Annotated in this window: 22 protein-coding genes and 1 pseudogene; 14 read left to right on the forward strand and 9 right to left on the reverse strand. The window is 64.8% G+C overall.

What is annotated here, in order from left to right; translation table 11 throughout:
- Nucleotides 1–2 precede the first annotated feature (2 nt).
- Together A5636_RS06280 and A5636_RS06285 are read left to right on the forward strand one after the other, a co-directional pair.
- Entirely contained in the window at nucleotides 3–1,127 is a 1,125-nt protein-coding gene (locus A5636_RS06280; RefSeq protein WP_437339807.1) for an LCP family protein, read from the forward strand.
- 177 nt (nucleotides 1,128–1,304) lie between these two features.
- Nucleotides 1,305–1,850 carry a ferritin gene (locus A5636_RS06285; protein ID WP_065157846.1) on the forward strand — a complete coding sequence of 182 codons (546 nt, stop codon included), beginning with the start codon at nucleotides 1,305–1,307 and terminating at the stop codon, nucleotides 1,848–1,850.
- Between the two features lie 7 nt (nucleotides 1,851–1,857).
- Here A5636_RS06285 and A5636_RS06290 read toward each other — a convergent pair whose 3' ends face one another.
- Nucleotides 1,858–2,670: a glycerophosphodiester phosphodiesterase gene (locus A5636_RS06290; RefSeq protein ID WP_065157847.1), complete on the reverse strand. Its 813-nt coding sequence runs from the start codon at nucleotides 2,668–2,670 to the stop codon at nucleotides 1,858–1,860.
- Nucleotides 2,671–2,674: 4 nt separating this feature from the next.
- Nucleotides 2,675–3,724 (reverse strand): DUF4328 domain-containing protein, encoded by a 1,050-nt coding sequence (locus A5636_RS06295; RefSeq protein WP_081287636.1) that lies wholly within the window; start codon nucleotides 3,722–3,724, stop codon nucleotides 2,675–2,677.
- Between the two features lie 492 nt (nucleotides 3,725–4,216).
- Between A5636_RS06295 and A5636_RS26435 the strand changes: the two genes are divergently transcribed.
- The 9 genes from A5636_RS26435 (at nucleotide 4,217) to rraA (ending at nucleotide 9,734) form a co-directional block, all read left to right on the forward strand.
- The gene (locus A5636_RS26435; protein ID WP_172827168.1) at nucleotides 4,217–4,369 is read left to right on the forward strand and encodes a hypothetical protein; all 153 of its coding nucleotides are present in this window, start codon (nucleotides 4,217–4,219) and stop codon (nucleotides 4,367–4,369) included.
- Nucleotides 4,370–4,521: 152 nt separating this feature from the next.
- Nucleotides 4,522–5,145, forward strand: coding sequence for a superoxide dismutase (locus tag A5636_RS06300; protein WP_036362451.1), 624 nt, complete (start codon nucleotides 4,522–4,524; stop codon nucleotides 5,143–5,145).
- A gap of 177 nt (nucleotides 5,146–5,322) precedes the next feature.
- Nucleotides 5,323–5,856 (forward strand): peptidase, encoded by a 534-nt coding sequence (locus A5636_RS06305; protein WP_065157849.1) that lies wholly within the window; start codon nucleotides 5,323–5,325, stop codon nucleotides 5,854–5,856.
- 232 nt (nucleotides 5,857–6,088) lie between these two features.
- Entirely contained in the window at nucleotides 6,089–6,778 is a 690-nt protein-coding gene (locus A5636_RS06310; protein WP_065157850.1) for a TMEM165/GDT1 family protein, read from the forward strand.
- Nucleotides 6,779–7,262: 484 nt separating this feature from the next.
- Entirely contained in the window at nucleotides 7,263–7,661 is a 399-nt protein-coding gene (locus A5636_RS06315) for a helix-turn-helix transcriptional regulator (RefSeq protein WP_065157851.1), read from the forward strand.
- A 120-nt stretch (nucleotides 7,662–7,781) separates the two neighbouring features.
- Nucleotides 7,782–8,438, forward strand: coding sequence for a DUF6474 family protein (locus A5636_RS06320; RefSeq protein ID WP_065157852.1), 657 nt, complete (start codon nucleotides 7,782–7,784; stop codon nucleotides 8,436–8,438).
- 34 nt (nucleotides 8,439–8,472) lie between these two features.
- On the forward strand, nucleotides 8,473–8,649 hold the full coding sequence (locus A5636_RS06325; RefSeq protein WP_155763661.1) for a hypothetical protein: 177 nt from the start codon (nucleotides 8,473–8,475) through the stop codon (nucleotides 8,647–8,649).
- A gap of 167 nt (nucleotides 8,650–8,816) precedes the next feature.
- Nucleotides 8,817–9,242: an Rv3852 family protein gene (locus A5636_RS06330; protein WP_065157854.1), complete on the forward strand. Its 426-nt coding sequence runs from the start codon at nucleotides 8,817–8,819 to the stop codon at nucleotides 9,240–9,242.
- Between the two features lie 6 nt (nucleotides 9,243–9,248).
- Nucleotides 9,249–9,734 (forward strand): ribonuclease E activity regulator RraA, encoded by a 486-nt coding sequence (gene rraA / locus A5636_RS06335; protein ID WP_065157855.1) that lies wholly within the window; start codon nucleotides 9,249–9,251, stop codon nucleotides 9,732–9,734.
- 6 nt (nucleotides 9,735–9,740) lie between these two features.
- On the opposite strand, the gene A5636_RS06340 is transcribed toward rraA, so the two are convergent.
- Nucleotides 9,741–11,210 carry a flavin-containing monooxygenase gene (locus tag A5636_RS06340; protein ID WP_065157856.1) on the reverse strand — a complete coding sequence of 490 codons (1,470 nt, stop codon included), beginning with the start codon at nucleotides 11,208–11,210 and terminating at the stop codon, nucleotides 9,741–9,743.
- 97 nt (nucleotides 11,211–11,307) lie between these two features.
- On the opposite strand from A5636_RS06340, the gene A5636_RS06345 reads away from it, so the two are divergent.
- Both A5636_RS06345 and dinB read left to right on the forward strand, forming a co-directional pair.
- On the forward strand, nucleotides 11,308–11,955 hold the full coding sequence (locus A5636_RS06345) for a TetR/AcrR family transcriptional regulator (RefSeq protein WP_065157857.1): 648 nt from the start codon (nucleotides 11,308–11,310) through the stop codon (nucleotides 11,953–11,955).
- Between the two features lie 29 nt (nucleotides 11,956–11,984).
- The gene (gene dinB, locus A5636_RS06350) at nucleotides 11,985–13,178 is read left to right on the forward strand and encodes a DNA polymerase IV (protein WP_155763662.1); all 1,194 of its coding nucleotides are present in this window, start codon (nucleotides 11,985–11,987) and stop codon (nucleotides 13,176–13,178) included.
- Here dinB and A5636_RS06355 read toward each other — a convergent pair.
- A complete protein-coding gene (locus tag A5636_RS06355) occupies nucleotides 13,167–14,177 on the reverse strand; it encodes a PHP domain-containing protein (RefSeq protein ID WP_065157858.1) in 1,011 nt (336 codons plus the stop codon). The two genes, dinB and A5636_RS06355, sit on opposite strands and share 12 nt — an antisense overlap.
- Nucleotides 14,177–14,602 (reverse strand): hypothetical protein, encoded by a 426-nt coding sequence (locus A5636_RS06360; RefSeq protein WP_065157859.1) that lies wholly within the window; start codon nucleotides 14,600–14,602, stop codon nucleotides 14,177–14,179. Before A5636_RS06360 ends, A5636_RS06355 begins: the two co-directional genes overlap by 1 nt.
- A 62-nt stretch (nucleotides 14,603–14,664) precedes the next feature.
- Between A5636_RS06360 and A5636_RS06365 the strand changes: the two genes are divergently transcribed.
- Nucleotides 14,665–15,516: an LLM class F420-dependent oxidoreductase gene (locus A5636_RS06365; protein ID WP_065157860.1), complete on the forward strand. Its 852-nt coding sequence runs from the start codon at nucleotides 14,665–14,667 to the stop codon at nucleotides 15,514–15,516.
- Between the two features lie 49 nt (nucleotides 15,517–15,565).
- Here A5636_RS06365 and A5636_RS27550 read toward each other — a convergent pair whose 3' ends face one another.
- From A5636_RS27550 to A5636_RS27120, 4 genes and pseudogenes are all read right to left on the reverse strand, one after another.
- Nucleotides 15,566–15,700 (reverse strand): hypothetical protein, encoded by a 135-nt coding sequence (locus A5636_RS27550; protein WP_301336681.1) that lies wholly within the window; start codon nucleotides 15,698–15,700, stop codon nucleotides 15,566–15,568.
- A gap of 159 nt (nucleotides 15,701–15,859) precedes the next feature.
- A complete protein-coding gene (locus tag A5636_RS06370) occupies nucleotides 15,860–17,326 on the reverse strand; it encodes a glutamate synthase subunit beta (protein ID WP_065157861.1) in 1,467 nt (488 codons plus the stop codon).
- Entirely contained in the window at nucleotides 17,319–21,914 is a 4,596-nt protein-coding gene (gene gltB, locus A5636_RS06375; protein ID WP_065157862.1) for a glutamate synthase large subunit, read from the reverse strand. The genes A5636_RS06370 and gltB overlap by 8 nt, the downstream gene beginning before the upstream one ends.
- 943 nt (nucleotides 21,915–22,857) lie before the next feature.
- A pseudogene (locus A5636_RS27120) lies at nucleotides 22,858–22,939 on the reverse strand (NAD(P)-dependent oxidoreductase); the annotation flags it as partial.

Below are 22,939 nucleotides of genomic sequence, written 5' to 3' on the forward strand. Positions count from 1 at the left end.
GAATCCAGCGAACCCGACTTCGGCGTAGTGGTCGACGCGCAAGCCGGTGGCCTGTTCGACGGTCTGCGCCCCCCATGCCGCGACCACCGATGGCTCCGCCACACCAGCGCGTGGCGGCGCCGACCAGACCGGCCCCCGCGAAACCTCGCCTCAAAAAACGCAGGCGTCGCTGGCTCCGTACAACGGCCCTGTGCCTGCTGATTCTGCTGTTGCTGGGCACGGCGGGCGTGCTCGGCAGCATGCTGTGGTTCGACTCCGCGGTACACCGCCAGACAGTGCTCGCCAATTACGCAGGCCGGCCGGCAGCCGGCAACGGCACCAACTGGTTGCTCGTCGGCTCCGACAGCCGCCAGGACCTCAGCCCCGACCAGCAGGAGAATCTGGCCACCGGCGGAGACGTCGGCACCAGCCGCACCGACACCGTCATCCTGGTGCACGTGCCCGGCTTCGGATCCAGCACGCCCGCCACGCTGGTGTCGATACCGCGCGACTCCTATGTGCCGATACCCGGTCACGGCAGGGACAAGATCAATGCGGCATTCGCAATCGGCGGCGCACCATTGCTGGCGCAGACCGTCGAACAGGCCACCGGCTTGCGCCTCGACCACTACGCCGAAGTCGGGTTCGCTGGATTCGCCGACCTGGTCGACGCGCTCGGCGGGGTACGGGTCTGCCCGACCGAACCGCTTCGCGATCCGCTGGCGGGCCTGGATCTGCCCGCCGGTTGTCAAAAGCTGAACGGCCGCACTGCGCTCGGCTACGTCAGGACCAGGGCGACCGCGCGCGCCGATCTGGACCGGATGAACAATCAGCGGGAATTCATCGCGGCGTTGCTGCACCGCGCCAGCAGCCCGGCGGTGTGGCTCAACCCGTGGCGCTGGTATGCCGTGCCACGCGCAGCGGCCGCTGCCTTGACCGTCGGCCGTGACGACCACGCGTGGGACCTCGCCCGGTTGGGTTGGGTGCTGCACGGCCATACCACACCCATCACCGTGCCGATTGGCGAGTTCGCGGACAACGGGGCCGGTGCGGTGGTGGTCTGGGATCACGACGCCGCGCGCGAACTATTCGACGCACTGGGTGCGGACCGTCCGGTGCCCGCGGCCGCGCTGCAAGGACAACCCTGACCCCCCAGTGCCATTCGACGAATAAATGGCATTTGAGGATTGAACGTAGGCTTAGATAAGTTAGGTAAAGCTGTCCTGTCGAGGAATGCGAATCGCGTGCGATTTTATTAGGAGATGCTCTCCTGACTAAGTACAACCTTCGTTGCTGACGGCTTTGAGCTGCGGTAATCTGCCCATATGACCGAGTACGACGGACCCAAGACGAAATTCCATGCGTTAATGCAAGAGCAGATATTCAATGAATTCACCGCCGCGCAACAATATGTCGCAATCGCGGTTTATTTCGACGGCGAGGACCTGCCTCGCCTGGCGAAGCATTTCTATGGCCAGGCCGTGGAGGAACGCAATCACGCGATGATGCTGGTGCAACACCTGCTGGACCGCGAGCTGCGCGTCGAGATCCCGGGGACCGACGGAGTGCGCAACCAGTTCGACCGGCCGCGCGAGGCGCTGGCGCTGGCGCTCGACCAAGAGCGCGCGGTCACCGACCAGGTCAGCCGGCTGGCCGCGGTGGCCCGCGACGAGAGCGACTACCTGGGCGAGCAATTCATGCAGTGGTTCCTCAAAGAACAGGTCGAAGAGGTGGCGCTGATGTCCACCCTGTTGCGTGTTGCCGACCGGGCCGGGTCCAACCTGTTCGAGTTGGAGACGTTCGTCGCCCGCGAGGTGGAGAAGGTGCCCGTCGGGTCAGGTGCGCCGCGCGCGGCGGGGGGACACCTGTAGGCGGCCCTCAGCCGCGGTTCTTGTTTTCCAGCCAGGCCTTGGTGCGGCCCGGGTTGTTCGTGGCGATCCACGCGACCCCGACCTCACGGCAGAAGTCGATGTCGGCGTAGTTGTCGACCGTCCAGCAGTACACCGATCGGCCCTGCGCGGCGGAGCGGTCCACCAGCTGCGGGTAATCCCGCAGCGCCGGCAGCGAGGGGCCAACCGCGGTGGCGCCGACGGCGGTGGCCGCACTGCTGGTGAGATAGCGACCGGTCTTGCCGAGCAAGACCGTGGGCAGCATGGGCGCCGCCCGTCGAATCCGCCAGACCGCGGCGGCGGAGAACGACATGACTACCGCGCGGGAACGATCTGCGGACGGCGGCGCGGCGATACCGAAGCGGTGCAGGAGTGCCAGCAGCTTGGTTTCCACCAGCGAGCCGTAGCGCACCGGATGCTTGGTTTCGATGAAGATCTTCACCGGCCGATTCCAGTCCAACACCAACCCCACCAGCGCGTCCAGGGTCAGCAGGCTGGTGTCACCATGAGCGCCGTCGGGGCGCCAACTGTCGTGCCAGGCGCCGTACTCCAGCTGGTGCATCTCGGCCAGGGTCGTGGTGCTGACCGTGCCGGCGCCTGTCGAGGTGCGATCCAACCGCCGGTCGTGAACGCAGACGAGGTGGCCGTCGCGGGTCAGCCGCACGTCACACTCAACCGCATCGGCGCCTTCCTTGAGGGCCATGTCGTATGCGGCCAGCGTGTGTTCGGGGCGGGCAGACGACGCGCCGCGATGGGCAACCACGAAGGGGTGCCCGGTGAGGACTTCATCCGCCCGCGTCATACGCCTATGCTGCCGGTTCCTGCCCCTCGGGCTCAACCGGCGGGGTAGCACCGCGCCGGTCAGGTTGACCAGGCTCTACGACGACCCAGCGATGCACTGGGCGCTCGACCGGCTTGCGCTCGAATCCCTCGAAAACGCGTGCGACCGTCGCCAGAGTGGCCGCCGCGACCAGGTAGGCGAACACGACCATCACGGTGTTGTTGGCGATGCCTTGGGCGTCGCTGGAAAAGCTGGTCGCGATGGCGAACAGCGATACGGCATAACTGCAGACCCACGCCACCCACCAGAGGGTGATGGGCTTGCGCAGCCGCTCGTAATGGTCCTCGACCAGCGCTAACTCGATGACATACACGGGCGCCATCACCAGGTTGGCGAAGGGCAAAAGGCACCCCGCCCACAAGTGGCGGGAGGAACGGTGCTCGGGCAGGCCGTGATAGTCGAATGCGGCGGCCCGTCTGGCGATCAACCACTTGATCAGCACCACGAAGCAGGCCAGCATCGACGCCATTGCGGCCGTGCTGGCCGCTATCCCCAGCCAATCGGCGATCGCCGCCACCACGGAGTTCAACAGCGAGTTGCGGTTGAAGATCAGCAGCGCGTATCGCACGGCGTAGACCAGTGCCGCTCCGCCGAGCACCAACTGGGTAGCGAACAGCAGCATCCGGACGGTTTCGGCGCGGGGTCCGGGCTTGACCGGCGCAGTCGTCGACGCGGGCGATATTTGCGCCGCCGGGTCCGCCAAGCTCCAACGGGGTATCGCCACGTAGCGCGGCGTCGGACCCAACGGGCGCCGGCCGCGTCGCGGCGGTGGTGCCGCCCCCGGCCGCACCGCAATCCAGCGGAAGCCCGGTGGCAACCGCGGCGCCGGTCGTTGCTGGGCGGGCCCCGCGGACAACGAAGGACCGGCGGGAGCCCGCCACCTGGGGTCGCCCGCGGGTACATCCGAGGGCCCGGTCAGCGGCGCCATCAGCGCACCCCGACACCGCGGGCACCATGTGCGTTGTCGTTCGCGCACGTTCCATCGCGTGCCGCACTGGGAGCACACCTGGATCACCGGACTAGCCTAACCGGACTTCTTCTGGGCCGATTCGGATAGCACACGCACCGGGACGCGTCGGATGCGGGGGCGTGACGTAGGCCACAGCTAAATACGGCTATCCACAATTTCCACAGGTTTATCCACAATGGGCATGGGTGCGGGCGACAGCCTCTATCGGCCCGTTTAAAACCAACTGTGGATAACACCGCGGTAACGAAACGATGTCGATAGACAGCCCTGCGGTGCTCTGAGCGAAATAAATTGTCGCGCTAACTAGCTCAGGTACCCGATCGCGCCGAGGACCAAACGTGGCAAGTTTCTGCCACCGCCTGTATTGGCCCAGCTCGTCAAAGCCCCAGTTCAGAAGGTCGCGGACCACCCTCGGGCGCACGGTTTTCCAAGCGGCGCCGTTAGCGCTATGATCGCGAACGCTATACTCGATTGTGATTCACCTCACGTCCGATCTATGAAGCTCGCCGAGGTGAACTTGCAGGTGGAAGGCGTGTGATGGCCACACATTCGTTCGGTCCGGGATCGACTCCGTCCAGGTCGTACTCGGGATCTCCCGCCTGGAACCAGGCGTACATGGCGGCCGCGCTGCGGGCCGGCCTGATCGCCCTCGCGCTCCTGGGCGTTTTGGCGCTCATCGCCCTCTCCTGACTCCGGCCGAGTGGCCCCGCGAGGCTGTTCGGTGGGCCTCGTCCTTGCGGCATCGGCAACCATGGAGCAGGGTTGAGGATGCCAGGTTTCGTCCGTGGCGGGACCCCGCGAGTAACACGTCAGACGATCCGCACATCGAAGGAAGGAAAGCCGTGGCTGAATACACCCTGCCCGACTTGGACTGGGATTACGCAGCACTCGAACCGCACATCTCCGGTCAGATCAACGAGATTCACCACACCAAGCACCACGCCACCTACGTCAAGGGTGTGAACGACGCGGTCGCGAAATTGGAAGAAGCGCGGGCCAAGGGCGACCATTCCGCGATCTTCTTGAACGAGAAGAATCTGGCTTTCCACTTGGGTGGGCACGTCAATCACTCGATCTGGTGGAAGAACCTGTCGCCGGACGGTGGCGACAAGCCGACCGGCGACCTGGCTGCTGCCATTGACGATCAATTCGGTTCTTTTGACAAGTTCCAGGCTCAGTTCAGCGCGGCCGCCAACGGCCTGCAGGGATCGGGTTGGGCCGTTCTGGGCTACGACACGCTGGGTGGCCGGCTGCTCACCTTCCAGCTGTATGACCAACAGGCCAACGTGCCGCTGGGCATCGTTCCGCTGCTGCAGGTCGACATGTGGGAGCACGCCTTCTACCTGCAGTACAAGAATGTCAAAGCCGATTACGTGAAGGCATTCTGGAATGTCGTCAACTGGGCTGACGTCCAGTCGCGCTACGAAGCCGCTACATCGAAGACCTCGGGATTGATATTCCCCTGATTTCGCCTCATGGCAAGGGCGCCGCGTGGCATCGCGCGGCGCCCTTGTCTTTTTACTGAATTGTTAGCCGTGTCGAGTTGCACGGCACCAAAGCCCCGACGCATGCTTGATTATTCGGGCACCATTTGTTCGAGCTGGCAGCGTGGTTACTTCAAATGAAGGCGTCACGGAGGCGACATGGACGCTGGGTCGGGACGACCTATAGGGATTTCTCCTTTTCATGCGCGCGGCGCCCTCAAGGGATTCGTCATCTCCGGCCGGTGGCCCGACTCCACCAAAGAATGGGCTCAGTTGCTCATGGTCGCGGTTCGAGTTGCGTCGCTTCCCGGATTGCTTTCCACCACAACGGTGTTCGGTGCCCGAGAGGAACTGCCGGACGAACCCGAACCCGGGACCGTGGGCCTGGTGTTAGCTGAGGGCACCGTGACGGGCGAAAAGGCGATTCAGCCAGGGTATTTCGCGGATCACCAGCCGCCGGCACTGCTGATGCTGCATCCGCCCTCGGAGACCACTCCGTCCCTACCGGAATGCACCGGCGCCGCATCGGGGTGTGTGCTATTGCCCGGCTTGCCGTATCTGGGCTTGGAGCATCGGGCGGCCTGGGTGGAAGCAGAGGCGGACGGCACCATCACGTCGATGGTGAGCCGCGTCGGGGTTGACCCGATCAGCCATCCCGATACCGCGATTCTGGCAATGCTGCTTGCCGCATAAGGAAATTCAAACCGAGGAATACGGCCACCCGAACATCGCCGCTGCGCTAGCGCACTCGAAATATGGCCGCTAGCCTGGATTTGTCAGCGAAGGGGAGTAGCCCCCAATCGTCGTGTCGACATACTGGCGTGAGCCCGGCCGGCGAACCGATCCGTTTAGGACGGTGGGTGAGACCTTCGACCGAAGTCGACGGCTGTGACGCCGTCGACGACGCGTCGAAAGGTCGTCTCAGATGCTCGCCGCCACACTGCTCAGCCTCGGCGTAGTATTCCTGGCCGAACTAGGCGACAGGTCGCAACTTCTGACCATCACCTATGCCCTGCGCTACCGCTGGTGGGTGGTGCTGAGCGGGGTCGCTATCGCCTCCTTCACGGTGCACGGCGCCTCGGTGGCGATCGGCCATTTCCTGGGCGCGACCCTTCCAGCGCGGCCGATGGCATTCGTCTCGGCGATCGCATTCTTGATTTTCGCCGCGTGGGCTTGGCGGGAAGGCACTGAGAGCGGCAGCGAGGATGTTTCGGCGCCGCGCGAGCCCCGATTCGCTCTCCTCACCGTCGTGTCCTCGTTCGTGCTGGCCGAGATGAGCGACAAGACCACCCTGGCCACGATCACATTGGCCAGCGACCACAACTGGGTTGGCGTGTGGATCGGAACCACCCTCGGCATGATCCTCGCGGACGGCCTGGCGATCATTGTCGGCCTGCTGCTGCATCAGCGGCTACCCGAGCAACTGCTGCACTTCCTGGCCAGTCTGCTGTTCCTGCTGTTCGGTTTGTGGATGCTGTTCGATGCTGCGCTGGGATGGCGTTGGGTGGCTGTCGGCGTCACTGCAGCGGTCGGATTGACGGCCGTGACTGCGGTGTCGGCGCAAACTTTGCAGCGGCGCCGGAAAGCTCCGCTGAGCGGGCCGCCCAAGCCTTGACAGTCGCCCGTTATCGCCCCGTCGTGTCCCCCCGCTGCGCCCCGCTATTGGAAACGCCGAGAATCCTCTACCGCGCCGATCCGGTCGTCCTCAGGCCACCGCGCATGCGCGGTGAGGTGGCCGCACCGAGGCTGGACAGCAAAGTACGCGGTTGCCGCTTTTCGGCTCCTCCCGGGTTGCCCGGAGCCAACTGAAAGCGTTCTGTCCAGCCCCGCGGAACCACGCGCTGACCAGTTGAGCGGGAAACCGCCGAGCGAACCGCGCCCCGCTATTCTGCGGATAAGCTGTGAGATTCGGACATTTTGTAGACACCCGCGGCTTTCATTTGGATGCTCTTCGGGGGTGTCTTGCCAGGTCACCCTGGACGCCCGTACCGAATCCAACCACGTTTGCACTTTGTTGTTGGACACAAGTATCGCTACCATAGTCAGCAAATACCTTAGTGATTACCGTTTACCCTTAGAGCGCGCTGGAGGTCATATCGATGAGCACGACGTTCGCTGCCCGTCTGAACCGCCTATTCGATACGGTGTATCCACCGGGAAGGGGCCCGCACACCTCCGCGGAGGTCATCGCGGCGCTCAAGGCGGAGGGCATCACAATGTCGGCTCCCTACCTGTCGCAGCTACGTTCCGGCAACCGCACGAACCCGTCGTCCGCGACGATGGCGGCCCTCGCCAATTTCTTCCGGATCAAGCCGGCGTTCTTCACCGATGACGACTACTACGAAAAGCTGGACAAGGAACTGCAGTATTTTGCGGCCGTCCGGGAGGACGGCATTCGCCGCATTGCGGCACGTGCCCAGGGATTGACGGCAGAGGCCCAGCAGAAGGTGCTGGACCGGATCGAAGAGTTGCGCCGTACCGAGGGGATCGACGCCTAGACCGCTCCCCGGTCGGTTGTCTGACCTGGCGGGTCGGCGACGGCCCGCTCGGATTAGGGTTGGGCCAGCGCTTGCGACATGCACCGCGTCAGTTCACGAGATACCGGGAGGCGGCCAGGAATGGGCCTGTTCGGCAAGCGAAAAAGCCGCGCGACTCGTCGCGCCGAAGCCCGCGCGATCAAGGCCCGCGCCAAGCTGGAAGCCCGGTTGCTGGCCAAGAACGACCGGCGCCGCATCAAATCCGCCGAGAAAGCCGCTGAAAGAGCGTTCAAGGCCCAGCTCAAGGCGCGCAAGGACAGTGACCGGGCGGCCCTGAAGATCGCCGAAGCCGAGCTCAAGGCGGTGCGGGAGGGCAAGTTGCTGTCGCCGACTCGCATCCGCCGGACGCTGACTGTGTCCCGCCTGCTGGCCCCGGTACTGATGCCACTGATCTACCGGGCCGCTATCGCCGCACGCGGTTTCCTCGACCAACGTCGGGCCGATGAACTGGGCATACCGCTGGCCCAGATCGGCCAGTTCTCCGGGCACGGCGCCCGGTTGTCGGCCCGGGTCGCCGGCGCCGAGCAATCACTGCATGCCGTGCAGGAGAAGAAGCCGAAAGACCCGGAAACCAAGCAGTTCGTGGCTGCCATCAGCGAGAAGTTGTCGGATCTGTCGACGGCGATCACTGCCGCTGAGAACATGCCAAGCCAGCGGCGCCGTGCGGCCCACACCGCAATCTCATCGCAGCTGGACGGAATCGAAGCCGACCTGCTGGCCCGACTCGGGCTCGGCTGAAAGCCGCCACCGCATGCATCGTTTTGTTGCGTTGGTGGTCTTTTTGTCAGCCCTGTTGACCGCCGCGATCCTGACCGCAGGTTTGGCCGGTGCCGTCCCGGTCGCCGACCCGAGAAATGCTGATCCCGACGTGCCGCCCTGGGTGTTCGCAGTAGGAGCGATTGCTGCGGTTGCCGCCGTCGCAATCTGGTCGGTACGCCGCAGGCCGTAGCTGTAGCGGTGGAGCGGGAGCGCCAGGAGCTGCCCTGGCATGATGGACCGCAGTGTTGAGCGACCCCGTTTAGCGACGACAAAGCTGTACGACAAAGCTGTACGACAGAGCTGTACGACAAAGCTGTACGACAGAGCTGTACGACAAAGCTGTAAAGGAGCGGCCGCATGGCAGATCCGCAGGATCGACCCGATAGCGAACCCAACCAGGGTCCGCCGGCGAAGAAGCCGCCTGCCAAGAAAGCCGCGAAGGCACCTGCAAAGAAGGCGCCCGCCAAAAAGACGCCCGCCAAAAAGGCACCAGCGAAAAAGGCACCCGCCAAGAAGGCACCGGCCAAGCCGGTTGAAGCCCCTGCACTGGCCGCGCAGCCAGTCGAGGATCCCGCGAACCTGCAGCAACATGCCGAGACCAACGGACAGCTCGCGGCCGCCAAAGATGCGGCAGCACAGGCGAAGTCGACGGTGGAGCGGGCAAAGAACCCATTGCCCAACGACTCGGCGGCGTCTTCGCTACAGTCCCCCGTCCCGTGGGTCGTCGCGGTCACCCTGAGCCTGCTGGCCCTGCTGCTGGTCCGCCAGCTGCGTCGCCACTGATCGGGTATGCCCGTCTCATTCCGGCCGACGGCCGACCTCGTCGACGACATCGGGCCCGAGGTGCGCAGTTGCGACCTGCAGTTCCGGCAGTTCGGCGCTCGTACGCAATTCGCCGGCCCGATCACCACGGTGCGCTGCTTTCAGGACAACGCACTGCTCAAATCCATGCTGTCGGAGCCCGGCGACGGCGGGGTGCTGGTGATCGACGGTGACGGCTCCCTGCATACCGCTTTGGTCGGCGATCTGATCGCCGAGTTGGCCCGCTCCAATGGCTGGGCGGGCCTGATCGTCAACGGTGCGGTACGGGACGCAGCGGCGCTGCGCGGCATCGACATCGGTATCAAGGCGCTGGGCACCAATCCACGCAAGAGCACCAAGACCGGCGCCGGCGAGCGCGACATCGAAATCACATTGGGCGGCGTGACATTCGTCCCGGGCCACCTGGCCTACAGCGACGACGACGGCATCGTCGTGGTCGCCGCGGGCGAATAACTGGCCCTAAACAGCTACGGGGGCAGGCTTTTTGGCGAACCGCAGACCCTCGTCGTCGATCTTGCCGCGCCGGATCAGGTGGATGTCGCGCAGGTAATTCTGGTTCAGTCGCCACGGCTTACGCGAACCCTGCTTGGGTAGTTCGTCCAGCGCGCGCAGCACGTATCCCGGAGTGAACTCCATGAACGGCCGCTCGTCGACATCGGTTGGCGGATCGTCGACCACCACGGTGTCAAAGCCGTTGTCGTCCATGTAGTTCAGCATCCGGCAGACGAATTCCGAGACGAGATCGGCTTTCAATGTCCACGACGCGTTGGTGTAGCCGACGGTGTAGGCCATGTTGGGGACACCGGACAGCATCATGCCCTTGTAGGCCATCGTCTTGGTGAGGTCGACCGGTTCACCGTCGATGCTGGTGGTCGCCCCGCCGAACAGCTGCAGGTTCAAACCCGTTGCGGTGATGATGATGTCGGCCGGCAGCTCATGTCCCGAGTTGAGCCGGATACCGGTCGGGGTGAATCGGTCGATGGTGTCGGTGACTACCTCGGCCTTTCCATGCCGGATCGCGCGGAACAGATCGCCGTTGGGCACCAGACACAGCCGTTGCTCCCACGGGTTGTAGTGCGGACCGAAATGCTTACGCACGTCGTAATCGTCGGGCAACTGTGCCTTGACCATGCCCATGAACATCTTGCGCATGCGGCGCGGCCATTTCTGGCAGGCCCCGTACACCGCCTGCTGGCGCAATACGTTCTTCCATCGGATGGCGGTGTAGGCGGCCCGTTCCGGCAGGAAACGGTTGAGCTTTTCGGCTATGCCGTCCTCTTCCGGCTGCGACACGATGTAGGTGGGCGAGCGCTGCAGCATCGTCACATGCTTGGCACCCGAATTGGCCAGTGCGGGAACGAGAGTGACTGATGTCGCGCCGCTGCCGATGACGACGACGTTCTTGTCCTGGTAGTCGAGGTCCTCCGGCCAGTGCTGGGGGTGGATGATCGGGCCGGTGAAGTCCTGCTCGCCGGGGAATTTCGGCGCATAGCCCTGCTCGTAGTTGTAGTAGCCGCTGCACAGGAAGAGGAAGTCGCAGGTGATGGTGCTTGCTGCGCCGTCACTTTCGACCTGTACCGTCCAGCGATTGTCCGCGGTCGACCAGTCGGCGCCGGTGACTTTGTGGTTGAGGCGGATGTGCTTGTCGATCCCGTACATCGATGCCGTCTCATTGACGTAATCAAGGATCGGCTTGCCGTCGGCAATCGCTTGACGCTCGGTCCAGGGACGGAACCGGAAGCCCAGCGTGTACATGTCCGAGTCGGAGCGAATGCCTGGGTAGCGAAAAAGGTCCCACGTGCCGCCCATCGCGGCCCGCTTCTCCAGGATGGCGTAACTCTTGTTCGGACAGCGGTCCTGTAGATGCCAGGCCGCGCTCACCCCGGAAATGCCGGCGCCGACTATCACAACGTCCAGGTGCTCAGTCATGCAACCACGCTATCAACAGTGCGTCGAGACCGCCAACGCACCGTCGACCATGCCTCGACAATGTGTCGAGAAACTCGACGCGATGTAAGCTGCCTAAGTGGCCACCACACCTGCCAGCAAGGTTGCGCTTCCTCGCGGCCGGCGCAGCGCACGACCGTCGGGTGACGATCGCGAACTCGCAATTCTGGCTACCGCCGAGCAACTCCTCGAGGACCGCTCGTTGACCGACATCTCCGTCGACGACCTGGCCAAGGGTGCCGGCATTTCCCGGCCCACGTTCTATTTCTACTTCCCGTCCAAGGAAGCTGTGCTGCTGACGCTGCTGGACCGGGTTGTCACCGCGGCCGACTCGGCACTGGAAGCTCTCGGCGAGCAATTGGCCGAGAACGGCGACAACCGCTGGCGTCTCGGTATCAATGTGTTCTTCCAGGCTTTCGGCTCCCATAAGGGCGTCACCCGGGCCAGCATGGCGGCCCGGGACACCAGCCCGGAGATCCGAGAGCTCTGGTCGACCTTCATGCACAAGTGGATTGCCTTCTCCGCTGCCGGGATCGAAGCCGAACGCGAGCGCGGGGCCGCGCCGCGGACGCTACCGAGCCAGGAGTTGGCCACAGCGCTCAACCTGATGAACGAGCGGGCGCTGTTCGCGTCGTTCACCGCCGAACAGCCGTCAGTGCCGGAAGCACGCGTGTTGGACACGCTCATCCATGTCTGGGTCAGCAGTATCTACGGCGAGGCGCGCTGACTGTCGGACCATCATGCGAACATACGTTCGTGCGGTGTGAGGCGTCCATCCTGCACGCGGATCTGGATTCGTTCTACGCATCCGTTGAGCAGCGTGACGATCCGGGTTTGCGCGGCCGTCCGGTTATCGTCGGCGGCGGCGTGGTGCTGGCCGCCAGCTACGAGGCGAAGGCCTACGGGGTACGAACCGCGATGGGTGGGTCACAAGCACGCCGGTTGTGCCCGCACGCCGTGGTGGTGCCGCCGCGGATGCACGCCTACTCGAAGGCCAGCGATGCCGTTTTCGAGGTCTTCCGCGACTGCACACCGCTCGTCGAACCCCTGTCGGTGGACGAGGCGTTTCTCGACGTCGGCGGCCTTCGGCGGGTCTGCGGGTCGCCAGTCGACATCGCGGCGCAACTGCGCATCGACGTTCGGGAGCGCGTCGGCCTGCCCATCACCGTCGGGATCGCCCGGACCAAGTTCCTCGCCAAGGTGGCCAGCCAGGAGGCCAAACCCGACGGGTTGTTGCTGGTGCCGCCCGAGCAGGAGTTGGCGTTCCTGCACCCACTGCCGGTGCGGCGGTTATGGGGTGTCGGTGCCAAAACTGCTGACAAGCTGTACAGCCACGGCATCACGACGGTCGCGCAGGTCGCCGAGCTGAGCGACTCGATGCTCGCGTCGATGGTGGGCCGAGCGATGGGGCGTCAGCTTTATGCGTTGTCACGCAATATCGACCGTCGCCGCGTGACCACGGGGGTGCGGCGCCGGTCGGTGGGGGCACAACGGACGCTGGGTCGCAACGGGAGCACCCTGTCTCCGGGCGAGATCGACGCGGTCGTTGTCAACCTGGTCGACCGCATCACCGGCCGGATGCGCGCCGCGGGACGTACCGGACGCACGGTGGTACTGCGGCTTCGCTTCGAGGACTTCACCCGGGTGACCAGATCGCAGACCATGCCGTGGGCCACGTCGTCCACCCAACCCATCCTTGCGACGGCGCGCCGGCTGGTGGCGTCGGCGGCTCCGCTCATCGCCGAACGCGGTTTGACCCTGGTCGGTTTCGCGGTCACCGGGATCGACCGCAGTGGCGCTCAGCAACTGATGCTGCCCCTGGAAGGCGACGCTCCGGAAGTGGATCACGCCATCGACGCGGTACACCGGCGCTACGGCAAAGCCGCGCTCACCCGAGCAGTGCTGGTCGGCCGCGACCCAGGGTTGGAGGTGCCCCGCCTACCCGACTGACTGGGCCCACTCCAAGAGCCGCTCGGCGGGCCAGGTGTTCACGATGCGCTCAGCCGGTATGCCGGCGTCCAGTGCCCGCTGCGCGCCGTAACCGAGAAAGTCCAGCTGGCCCGGGGCGTGCGCGTCGGTGTCGATACTGAATACGCAGCCGATGTCGCGGGCGAGGTTGAGCAGCCGCGTCGGCGGGTCCCGGCGCTCGGGACGGGAATTGATCTCGACCGCGGTGCCGTGATCGCGACACGCGGTGAATACCTTCTCCGCGTCGAACTTCGATTCTGGCCGGATCCCGCGGTTGCCCGAGACCAGCCGGCCGGTGCAGTGACCCAGCACGTCGGCCTGACCCTCGGAGACCGCCCGCACCATTCGCCGGGTCATCGCCGCTTCGTCCATCGACAACTTGGAGTGCACGCTGGCCACCACGATGTCCAGCCGATCGAGCAGGTCCGGATCTTGGTCCAGGCTGCCGTCGTCGAGGATGTCCACCTCGATCCCGGTGAGGATGCGCATCGGAGCGAAGTCCTCCCGCAGGCTGTCGATCACGTCGAGCTGCTTACGCAACCGGTCTGGGGACAATCCGTTGGCGATGGTGAGCCGTGGCGAATGGTCGGTCAGCGCACAGTACTCGTGGCCGAGCGAGACCGCGGTGGCCATCATCTCCTCGATCGGGGCGGACCCGTCCGACCAGTTGGAATGCAGATGCAGGTCGCCGCGCAGCGCGGCGCGGATCTCTCCCCCGCCCAGGTCTTCTGCGGCGCCCCGCAATTCGGCCAGCTGGTCGGGTTCCTGACCCGCCCACGCCTGCGCAATCACCTTGGCCGTCTTGGGCCCGATGCCGGGGATGGTCTGCCAGCTCCCGGCCTGGCCGTGGCGCTCCAGGGTGGCTTCGTCGAGACGCTCGAGGATGTCGGCGGCATTGCGGTAGGCCATTACCCGCCGCGAGTCCTGCCGGCTGCGGTCTTTGTAATAGGCGATTTGGCGCAGTGCGGCGACCGGATCCATCACAGCAGCTGCTTCACTACGAAGCCGGCCAACACCACCGCAAAACCGCCCATCTCACCGACGATGAGCGCAGCCATGGCCAGCCGCGTCCCCGGCACGGGCGGATCGAACTGGTTCTCGGTATCCCGCCGCGCGCCGTGCAGGATGTAACTCCCGATGGCGGCTACGAAGAAGAACACCGCCACCATGGTGGCGACCAGGTTCACCCAGGAGGGCCAGGCGCTGAGTTCGACGAACGGCGCGAACAGCAGCGTGGCGAAGGAATAGAGCAACGCCGCGCGGTGCGCGATGTCGACGTAGATGTGGGCCCGGTGGTCCTCGGAGACCATGATCTGCCGGTATTTCCACACCCCCAGACCCAGCGCCAACAGGAAGATGAGGCCGGCTGCGAGCAGAGTGAGTTTGGTATCGATGCCAATGGTCATTGCCAGCCCGAGTTTACTGGGACCACACTTTCCCGCAGGAAGAGCGGCCTAGTCTCGACGGTATGCGATTCGCATTCAAGACATCACCGCAGAACACCACCTGGCAGCACATGCTCGAGGTCTGGCGGCAAGCCGACGACATCGACATCTTCGAGTCCGGCTGGACATTCGATCACTTCTATCCGATTTTCAGCGACTCGACCGGCCCTTGCCTGGAGGGTTGGACCACACTGACCGCGCTGGCCCAAGCCACCCGGCGGCTGCGACTAGGCACCCTGGTGACCGGTATCCACTACCGCCACCCGGCCGTGCTGGCCAACATGGTCGCCGCCCTGGACATCATCTCCGACGGGCGCCTCGAATTGGGCATCGGCGCCGGTTGGAACGAAGAGGAATCCGGCGCCTACGGCATCGAATTGGGCAGCCTCAAGGAACGCTTCGACCGGTTCGAAGAAGCCTGCCAGGTGCTGATCGGATTGCTCAGCGAGGAGACGACAACCTTCGACGGGAAGTTCTACCAGCTCAAAGACGCGCGCAACGAACCGAAGGGCCCGCAGCGCCCCCATCCGCCGATCTGCATCGGCGGCAGCGGCGAGAAGCGAACCCTGCCGCTCGTCGCGCGGTACGCGCAGCATTGGAATTTCGCGGGCGGCACACCCGAGGAGTTCGCCCGCAAGCGCGATGTCCTGGCCGCGCGCTGTGCGGACATCGGACGCGACCCCAAGGAGATCACCCTTTCGGCGCATCTCGGGCTCGGTGAAGATCGCAACTACGGACAGCTGATCGAGAACGCGGCAGCGCTTCAAGCTGAGGGACTGGACCTGGGCATCGTCTACCTCGCTCCGCCACACGAGTCCGCCGTGCTCGAGCCGTTGGCTGACGCCATCCGGAGCTCGGGACTACAAACCACCTAGCAAACCATTGGGGCGCGGGCCCGCGCGCCGCATGCCCCCGGTAGTGGTGCTAAAAGGCGAACCGCAGCAGGTCTTCAGCCGTCACCAAGCGCTCGTTGCGGGCGGGAAACTCGCGACTCTTGACCGGATGCCGGAGCAATGACCAGGCGATTCGGCCCATCTTTGACCGGGGAACTGGGTTCATGTGCACAATCATCACTCCTGCGATCGTTCAACGCAATTGGGCTATTGCCACGACCCGTGTGTGACGAAGCCCACAAACAGCTATTAGACACCCCCTCTTTGGCAAACGCCGAACGACGCGCCGCGGAAATATCAAATGTTTCCGGTGTGACTGGTGTGATTAACGCAGCGGGGCCGCTGTGGGCTTGATCGGCGCGGGCAACGCGGTGGCGCCCATCAAGAACCGATCAACGGCCGAGGCCGCGGCCCGGCCCTCGGCGATCGCCCAGACAATCAAGGACTGACCGCGTCCCATGTCCCCCGCGACGAAAACACCGGGCACCGAGGTGTCGAAGTCGTCGCCGCGGGCAACGTTTCCGCGATCGGTGAACTTCACTCCGAGATCGGTGAGCAGACCCGACTTCTCCGGACCGACGAAACCCATCGCCAGCAACACCAAGTCGGCGTCCAGTTGGAAATCGGTCCCTTCGACCTTGACAAACTTGCCGTCTTTCATGGTCACTTCGTGGACCTTGAGCCCAGTCACGTGCCCGTCCTCGCCGACGAACTCCTCGGTGTTCACCGAGAACACCCGCTCGCCACCCTCCTCGTGCGCCGAAGCAATCCGGTACATCAACGGGTAGGTCGGCCACGGCGTCGACGACGCCCGGGTTTCCGGCGGGCGAGGCATGATCTCGAACTGATGAATGCTGGCCGCGCCCTGGCGATGCGCGGTGCCCAGGCAGTCGGCTCCCGTGTCACCGCCACCGATGATCACGACCTTCTTGCCTTTGGCGGTGATCGGCGGCTCACCATCGGGTCCCAGGACGTCGTCACCTTGCTGGACCCGGTTGCCCCACGGGAGGTATTCCATCGCCTGGTGAATGCCGTCCAGGTCCCTACCCGGGATCGGCAACTCGCGCCACGCGGTCGCCCCGCCGGCCAGCACCACCGAATCGAAGTCATTCAGCAGTTGCTCGGCGGTGAGGTCTTCCCCGACGTTGACACCGGCCCGGAATTCGGTGCCTTCGGCCACCATCTGGTCGAGGCGGCGATCCAGGACCCGCTTTTCCATCTTGAATTCCGGGATGCCGTAGCGCAGCAGCCCACCGATGCGGTCGTCACGCTCGAATACGGTGACGTTGTGCCCGGCCCGCGTCAGTTGTTGGGCCGCGGCCAATCCGGCCGGACCGGAACCCACGACCGCCACCGACTTGCCGGTTTCACAATGCGGCCGTACCGGTTCCACCCAGCCCTCGTCGAAGGCCCGGTCGATGATCTCCAGCTCGATCTGCTTGATCGTCACCGGTTCCTGGTTGATGCCCAGCACGCACGCCGGCTCGCACGGCGCGGGGCACAACCGGCCGGTGAAGTCGGGGAAATTGTTCGTGGCGTGCAGTCGCTCGATCGCGTCGCGGAAATGGCCCCGGCGCACCAGGTCGTTCCATTCCGGGATCAGGTTGCCCAGCGGACAACCGTGGTGACAGAAGGGGATTCCGCAGTCCATGCAGCGAGTTGCCTGCTCGCGCAAGGTCCCGACGTCGAACTCCTCGTAAACCTCTTTCCAGTCCTTCAACCGCAACGGAACGGGACGCCGCTTGGGCAACTCGCGGTGGGTGTACTTCAGGAAGCCTGTCGGGTCAGCCATGAGCCGCCGCCATGATCGCCTTGTCGACATCGGCGCCGTCGCGCTCCGCTTGGGCGATTGCCTCGAGCACCTTCTTGTAATCCCGGGGCATCACCTTGACGAAGTGTCGCTGCTGGTTCCCCCAATCGGCCAGAATACGTTGGCCGACAGCGGAATCGGTGGCGTCGATGTGTGCCTGAATAATGCCGTGCAAGAACTCTGTGTCTTCCTCGTCTAGGGTTTCCACATCCACCATCTCGGTGTTGAGGTGGTCGGTCAGCTTCTCGTCGGGGTCGTAGACGTAGGCCACGCCACCCGACATGCCTGCGGCGAAGTTGCGGCCGGTGGAACCCAAAATGACCACCCGGCCGCCCGTCATGTATTCACAACCGTGGTCACCCACGCCCTCGACCACGGCGTGCGCCCCGGAGTTGCGGACCGCGAACCTCTCGCCGACCACCCCGCGCAGGTAGACCTCACCGCTGGTGGCACCGAAGAGAATCACGTTGCCGCCGATGATGTTGTCTTCGGCGACATAGCCTTCCGGCGCGTTGTCGGAGGGCCGCACCACAATCCGCCCGCCGGACAGACCCTTGCCGACGTAGTCGTTGGCGTCACCGTAGATCCGCAGGGTGATCCCCTTGGGCACGAAGGCCCCGAAGCTGTTGCCCGCGGACCCCTCGAACGTGATGTCTATGGTTCCGTCCGGCAGTCCTTGTCCGCCATAGGCTTTCGTCACCTCATGGCCGAGCATGGTGCCCACCGTGCGGTTGACGTTGCTGATCGTCGTGGAGAACCGGACCGGCTTCTGGGAATCCAGCGCCTCCCGGCTCATCACGATCAATTGTTGGTCAAGAGCCTTGTCCAGCCCGTGATCCTGACGCGAACTGCAGTACAGGTCCTGATTCATGAATGCCGAGTCCGGCTCATGCAGCACCGGTGTCAGGTCCAGACGGTGCGCCTTCCAGTGCGCCCGCGCCAGGGTGGTGTCCAGTGCGCCCGCCTGACCGACCGCCTCGTTGATGGTACGGAAGCCCAACTGCGCCATGTACTCCCGAACTTCCTCGGCAATGAACAGGAAGAAGTTCTCGACGAACTCGGGCTTGCCGGTGAATCGCTGGCGCAGCAGAGGGTTCTGGGTGGCCACGCCGACCGGGCAGGTATCCAGGTGGCAGACGCGCATCATGATGCAGCCGGCCACCACCAGAGGCGCAGTGGCAAAGCCGTACTCTTCGGCGCCCAACAACGTCGCGATCATCACGTCACGGCCGGTCTTGAGCTGGCCGTCCACCTGGACCACGATGCGGTCACGTAAACCGTTGAGCAACAGGGTTTGCTGAGTCTCGGCCAGACCCAACTCCCATGGCGCGCCCGCGTGCTTCATCGATGTCATCGGCGTGGCACCGGTGCCGCCGTCGTGCCCGGAGATCAACACGACATCGGCGTGCGCTTTGGACACCCCCGCCGCGACGGTGCCAACACCGTTCTCCGACACCAGCTTCACGTGTACCCGCGCGGACGGGTTGGCGTTCTTCAGGTCGTGAATGAGCTGTGCAAGGTCTTCGATCGAGTAGATGTCGTGGTGCGGCGGCGGCGAAATCAAACCGACGCCAGGGGTGGAGTGCCGCACCTCGGCCACCCACGGGTACACCTTGTGCCCCGGAAGTTGGCCGCCCTCACCGGGTTTGGCGCCTTGGGCCATCTTGATCTGAATGTCGGTGCAGTTGGTCAGATAGTGCGAGGTCACCCCGAACCGGGCCGACGCCACCTGCTTGATCGCGCTGCGGCGCCAGTCCCCGTTGGGATCCTGTTCGAACCGCTTGACGTCCTCTCCGCCTTCGCCGCTGTTGGACCGGCCACCCAGCCGGTTCATCGCGATGGCGAGGGTCTCGTGCGCCTCAGCGGAGATCGAGCCGTAGCTCATCGCGCCGGTCGAGAAGCGCTTGACGATCTCGCTGGCCGGCTCCACCTCTTCGATCGGCACCGGCGGGCGAACTCCCGCACGGAATTTCAGCAGACCGCGCAGTGATGCCATCCGCTCGCTCTGGTCATCGACCAGCCGGGTGTACTCCTTGAATATGTTGTACTGACCGGTGCGGGTGGAGTGCTGCAGTTTGAAGACTGTCTCCGGGTTGAACAGGTGATACTCACCCTCGCGGCGCCACTGGTAGTCGCCACCGACTTCGAGTTCGCGGTGCGCGCGCTCGTCCGGGCGGTCCAGATAGGCCAGCGCGTGCCGGCGCGCCACGTCCGCGGCGATGTCGTCCAACGTGATACCGCCGGTCGGGCAGGACAATCCGGTGAAGAACTCGTCGAGCACCTCTTCGGAGACGCCGACGGCCTGGAACAGCTGCGCACCGGTGTAGGACGCGAGCGTCGAGATGCCCATTTTGGACATCACTTTCAGCACGCCCTTGCCCGCGGCCTTGATGTAGTTGCTCAGTGCGGTCTGGCGGTCTATCCCGGTTGGCGGGCCGTCGATCACGCCACGGTCGAGCATGTCCTCGATCGACTCGAACGCCAGGTACGGGTTGACCGCGGCGGCGCCACAACCGATCAGCAACGCCATGTGGTGCACCTCGCGGGCATCACCGGACTCGACGACCAGCCCCACATGGGTGCGGGTGCGATCACGCACCAGGTGGTGGTGCACGGCGCCGACGGCGAGCAGCGACGGTATCGGCGCCATCACCTCGTCGGAGTTGCGGTCGGAAAGGATGATGACTCGCGCGCCGTCGGCGATCGCCGCCGACGCCTGCGCACGTACCTCATCCAAAGCCGCAGCCAACCCGGCACCGCCCTCGGCGACCGGATACAGACAGCGAATGACCTTCGACCGCATGCCGTGCGGCCGGCCATTGACCTTGTCGTCGGGGTTGAGGCTGATCAACTTGGCCAGTTCGAAGTTGCGCAGGATCGGCTGCGGCAGCGAGATCTGGTGACACGAGTACTCGTCCGGGCTGAGCAGGTCGCGCTCACCGCCGGTGGTGCCCTGCAGGCTGGTTACCACCTCTTCGCGGATCGCATCCAACGGAGGGTTGGTTACCTGGGCGAACAATTGGTGGAAGTAGTCGTACAGCATCTTCGGACGCTTGGAGAGCACCGCGATCGGCGTATCGGTACCCATCGATCCCAGGGCCTCGGCACCGGTGCGGACCATCGGCGCCACCAGCAGACTGAGTTCTTCGTAGGTGTAACCGAAAACCAGCTGTCGCATGACCAATCGGTGGTGCGGCATCCGCACGTACTTGTTGGCCGGCAGGTCGTCGATGGGGACCAAGCCGTTGTCCAGCCACTCCTGGTAAGGGTGGGCGGCCGCCAACTCGGCTTTGATTTCCTCGTCCGCGACGATGCGGCCCTGCGTGGTGTCCACGAGGAACATCCGGCCGGGCTGCAGACGCATGCGCTTGACCACCTTGGCGGGATCGAGGTCCAGCACACCCGCCTCGGACGCCATCACCACCAAGCCGTCGTCGGTCACCCAGATCCGCGAGGGGCGCAGGCCGTTACGGTCCAGCACCGCGCCGACGATGGTGCCGTCGGTAAAGGTGATCGACGCCGGGCCGTCCCACGGCTCCATCAGCGACGCGTGGTACTGGTAAAACGCCCGTCGGGCCGGGTCCATCGACTCGTGCCGCTCCCACGCTTCGGGAATCATCATCAGCACCGCGTGCGCCAGGGTGCGTCCACCCAAGTGCAAGAGTTCGACCACCTCGTCGAAGCGTGCGGTGTCGGAGGCGCCCGGGGTGCAGATGGGAAAGAGTTTCTCGACGTCGTCTTCAGATCCGAAGACGTCGGTTTTGATCAGCGCCTCGCGGGCGCGCATCCAGTTCTCGTTGCCGGTGACCGTGTTGATCTCACCGTTGTGCGCCACTCGACGGAATGGGTGTGCCAGCGGCCAGGACGGGAACGTGTTGGTGGAGAACCGAGAATGCACAATGCCCAGGGCACTGGTCAGCCGGTTGTCCTGCAGGTCGAGGTAGAACGCCTTGAGCTGTGGGGTGGTCAACATGCCTTTGTAGACGAATGTCTGACCGGAAAGGCTCGGGAAATAGACCGTCTCGCGGCCAGGACCATCCTGTCCCGGGCCCTTGGTGCCGAGTTCGTGCTCGGCCCGCTTGCGCACGACATACGCGCGACGCTCCAGCGCCATGCCGGAGGCACCCGTCATGAACACCTGACGGAAGGTGGGCATCGCATCGCGAGACAACGCGCCCAGCGACGAGTCGTCGGTGGGCACGTTGCGCCAGCCGAGAACCTCCAAGCCTTCGGACTCGGCAATTTTCTCCACCGCAGCGCAGGCCGCCGCGGCGTCCTTCGACGACTGCGGCAGGAACGCGATGCCGGTGGCGTAGCTGCCTGGTTCGGGCAACTCGAAGTCCACGACCTCGCGCAGGAAGGCGTCCGGGACCTGGATGAGGATGCCCGCGCCGTCGCCGCTTCGCGGTTCAGCGCCGGCGGCACCGCGATGCTCCAGGTTGAGCAACGCGGTAATCGCCTTGTCCACGATGTCACGGCTACGGCGCCCGTGCATATCGACAACCATGGCTACACCGCACGAATCGTGTTCGTACGCGGGGTTATACAGCCCGACGCGCTTGGGCGTCATTCCCACCTAACCCTTCAGCAGACTTTTCTGCACTGCCGCTTTGCGGATCGACGAACCGCACCCCGGAGGTTGCGGGCTGGACCCGTTCGGTCTCGTCGATAGGCTGTCCGCCAAGCGGAGATAGTCCGGTCAGGGGTTCGTCCGTGCAGCGGTGAACGGCGGCCCTGGACCCGAGTTCCGACAAGTCGTAAAACGATATGACAAAAACCGCCTGACATGCCAACTTCTAATAGTAGCTTGCCCACTGTCAGGGCCGTAAATTCGCCGTCCACAGCCATCGCCAGCCATCCGGCATGACGCCCGGTCAGAGGCGGTTCCCGGCCGCTGTGGCGAGGATCGCAATGCGGACGGCGCATTTTGCGCAAGTTTGCTGCGGCCGGTTGCGGCGGCGGGTGGCGGCGCGCGGCTACCCGTCCCACCGGCAACACCGACAGCAATAAGTGGTGGCAGCTAAGTTGACGGTCAGCACGGAGAACGCGCGTGCGCCGAGCAGATCGCTTCGCGGCGACACCCGCGGCGGGTTTGCACAATACTGGGAAGAATCCGATTCGAATGGACGAGTCGGTCACAGATACTGGATTGCAGCGCCCGGCGCCGACCGACCGACCGTGGGGCTTCTCACTTCGGGAACTTCGCTCGGACGGCCGCCGGCGCGACGGTTGCATCGCATTTGTCCCCGAGGAGCCCATGAACCCGCCCCAAGAATTCCTACGCAACCGGATGCGGCCTGAGCAGTCGAATGCAGCGGCTCCGCCACCGGCGCGCCGACCGGCTCCGCCCGCCCCCCCGGCTCCGCCACCAGCGCCACCGCCGTCTTCGCCACCAGCGGCACCGCCGTCTTCGTCACCAGTGCCACCGCCGTCTTCGTCGCCAGCGCCACCGCCGCCGCCGGTGCCCGCGGCTCCCGCAGAGCCGTCACCCGACCCATCCCCCGCGACTGCCGCCGACCGGCGTTGACGATGATGACGCCGGGCTTGGTCTTGGCCAGCGCTTCCTTGTCGATCAACCCCGCCGTCTCCGGCGTT

The organism is Mycobacterium asiaticum, assembly GCF_001673315.1.
Taxonomy (GTDB): Bacteria; Actinomycetota; Actinomycetes; order Mycobacteriales; family Mycobacteriaceae; genus Mycobacterium; species Mycobacterium asiaticum_B.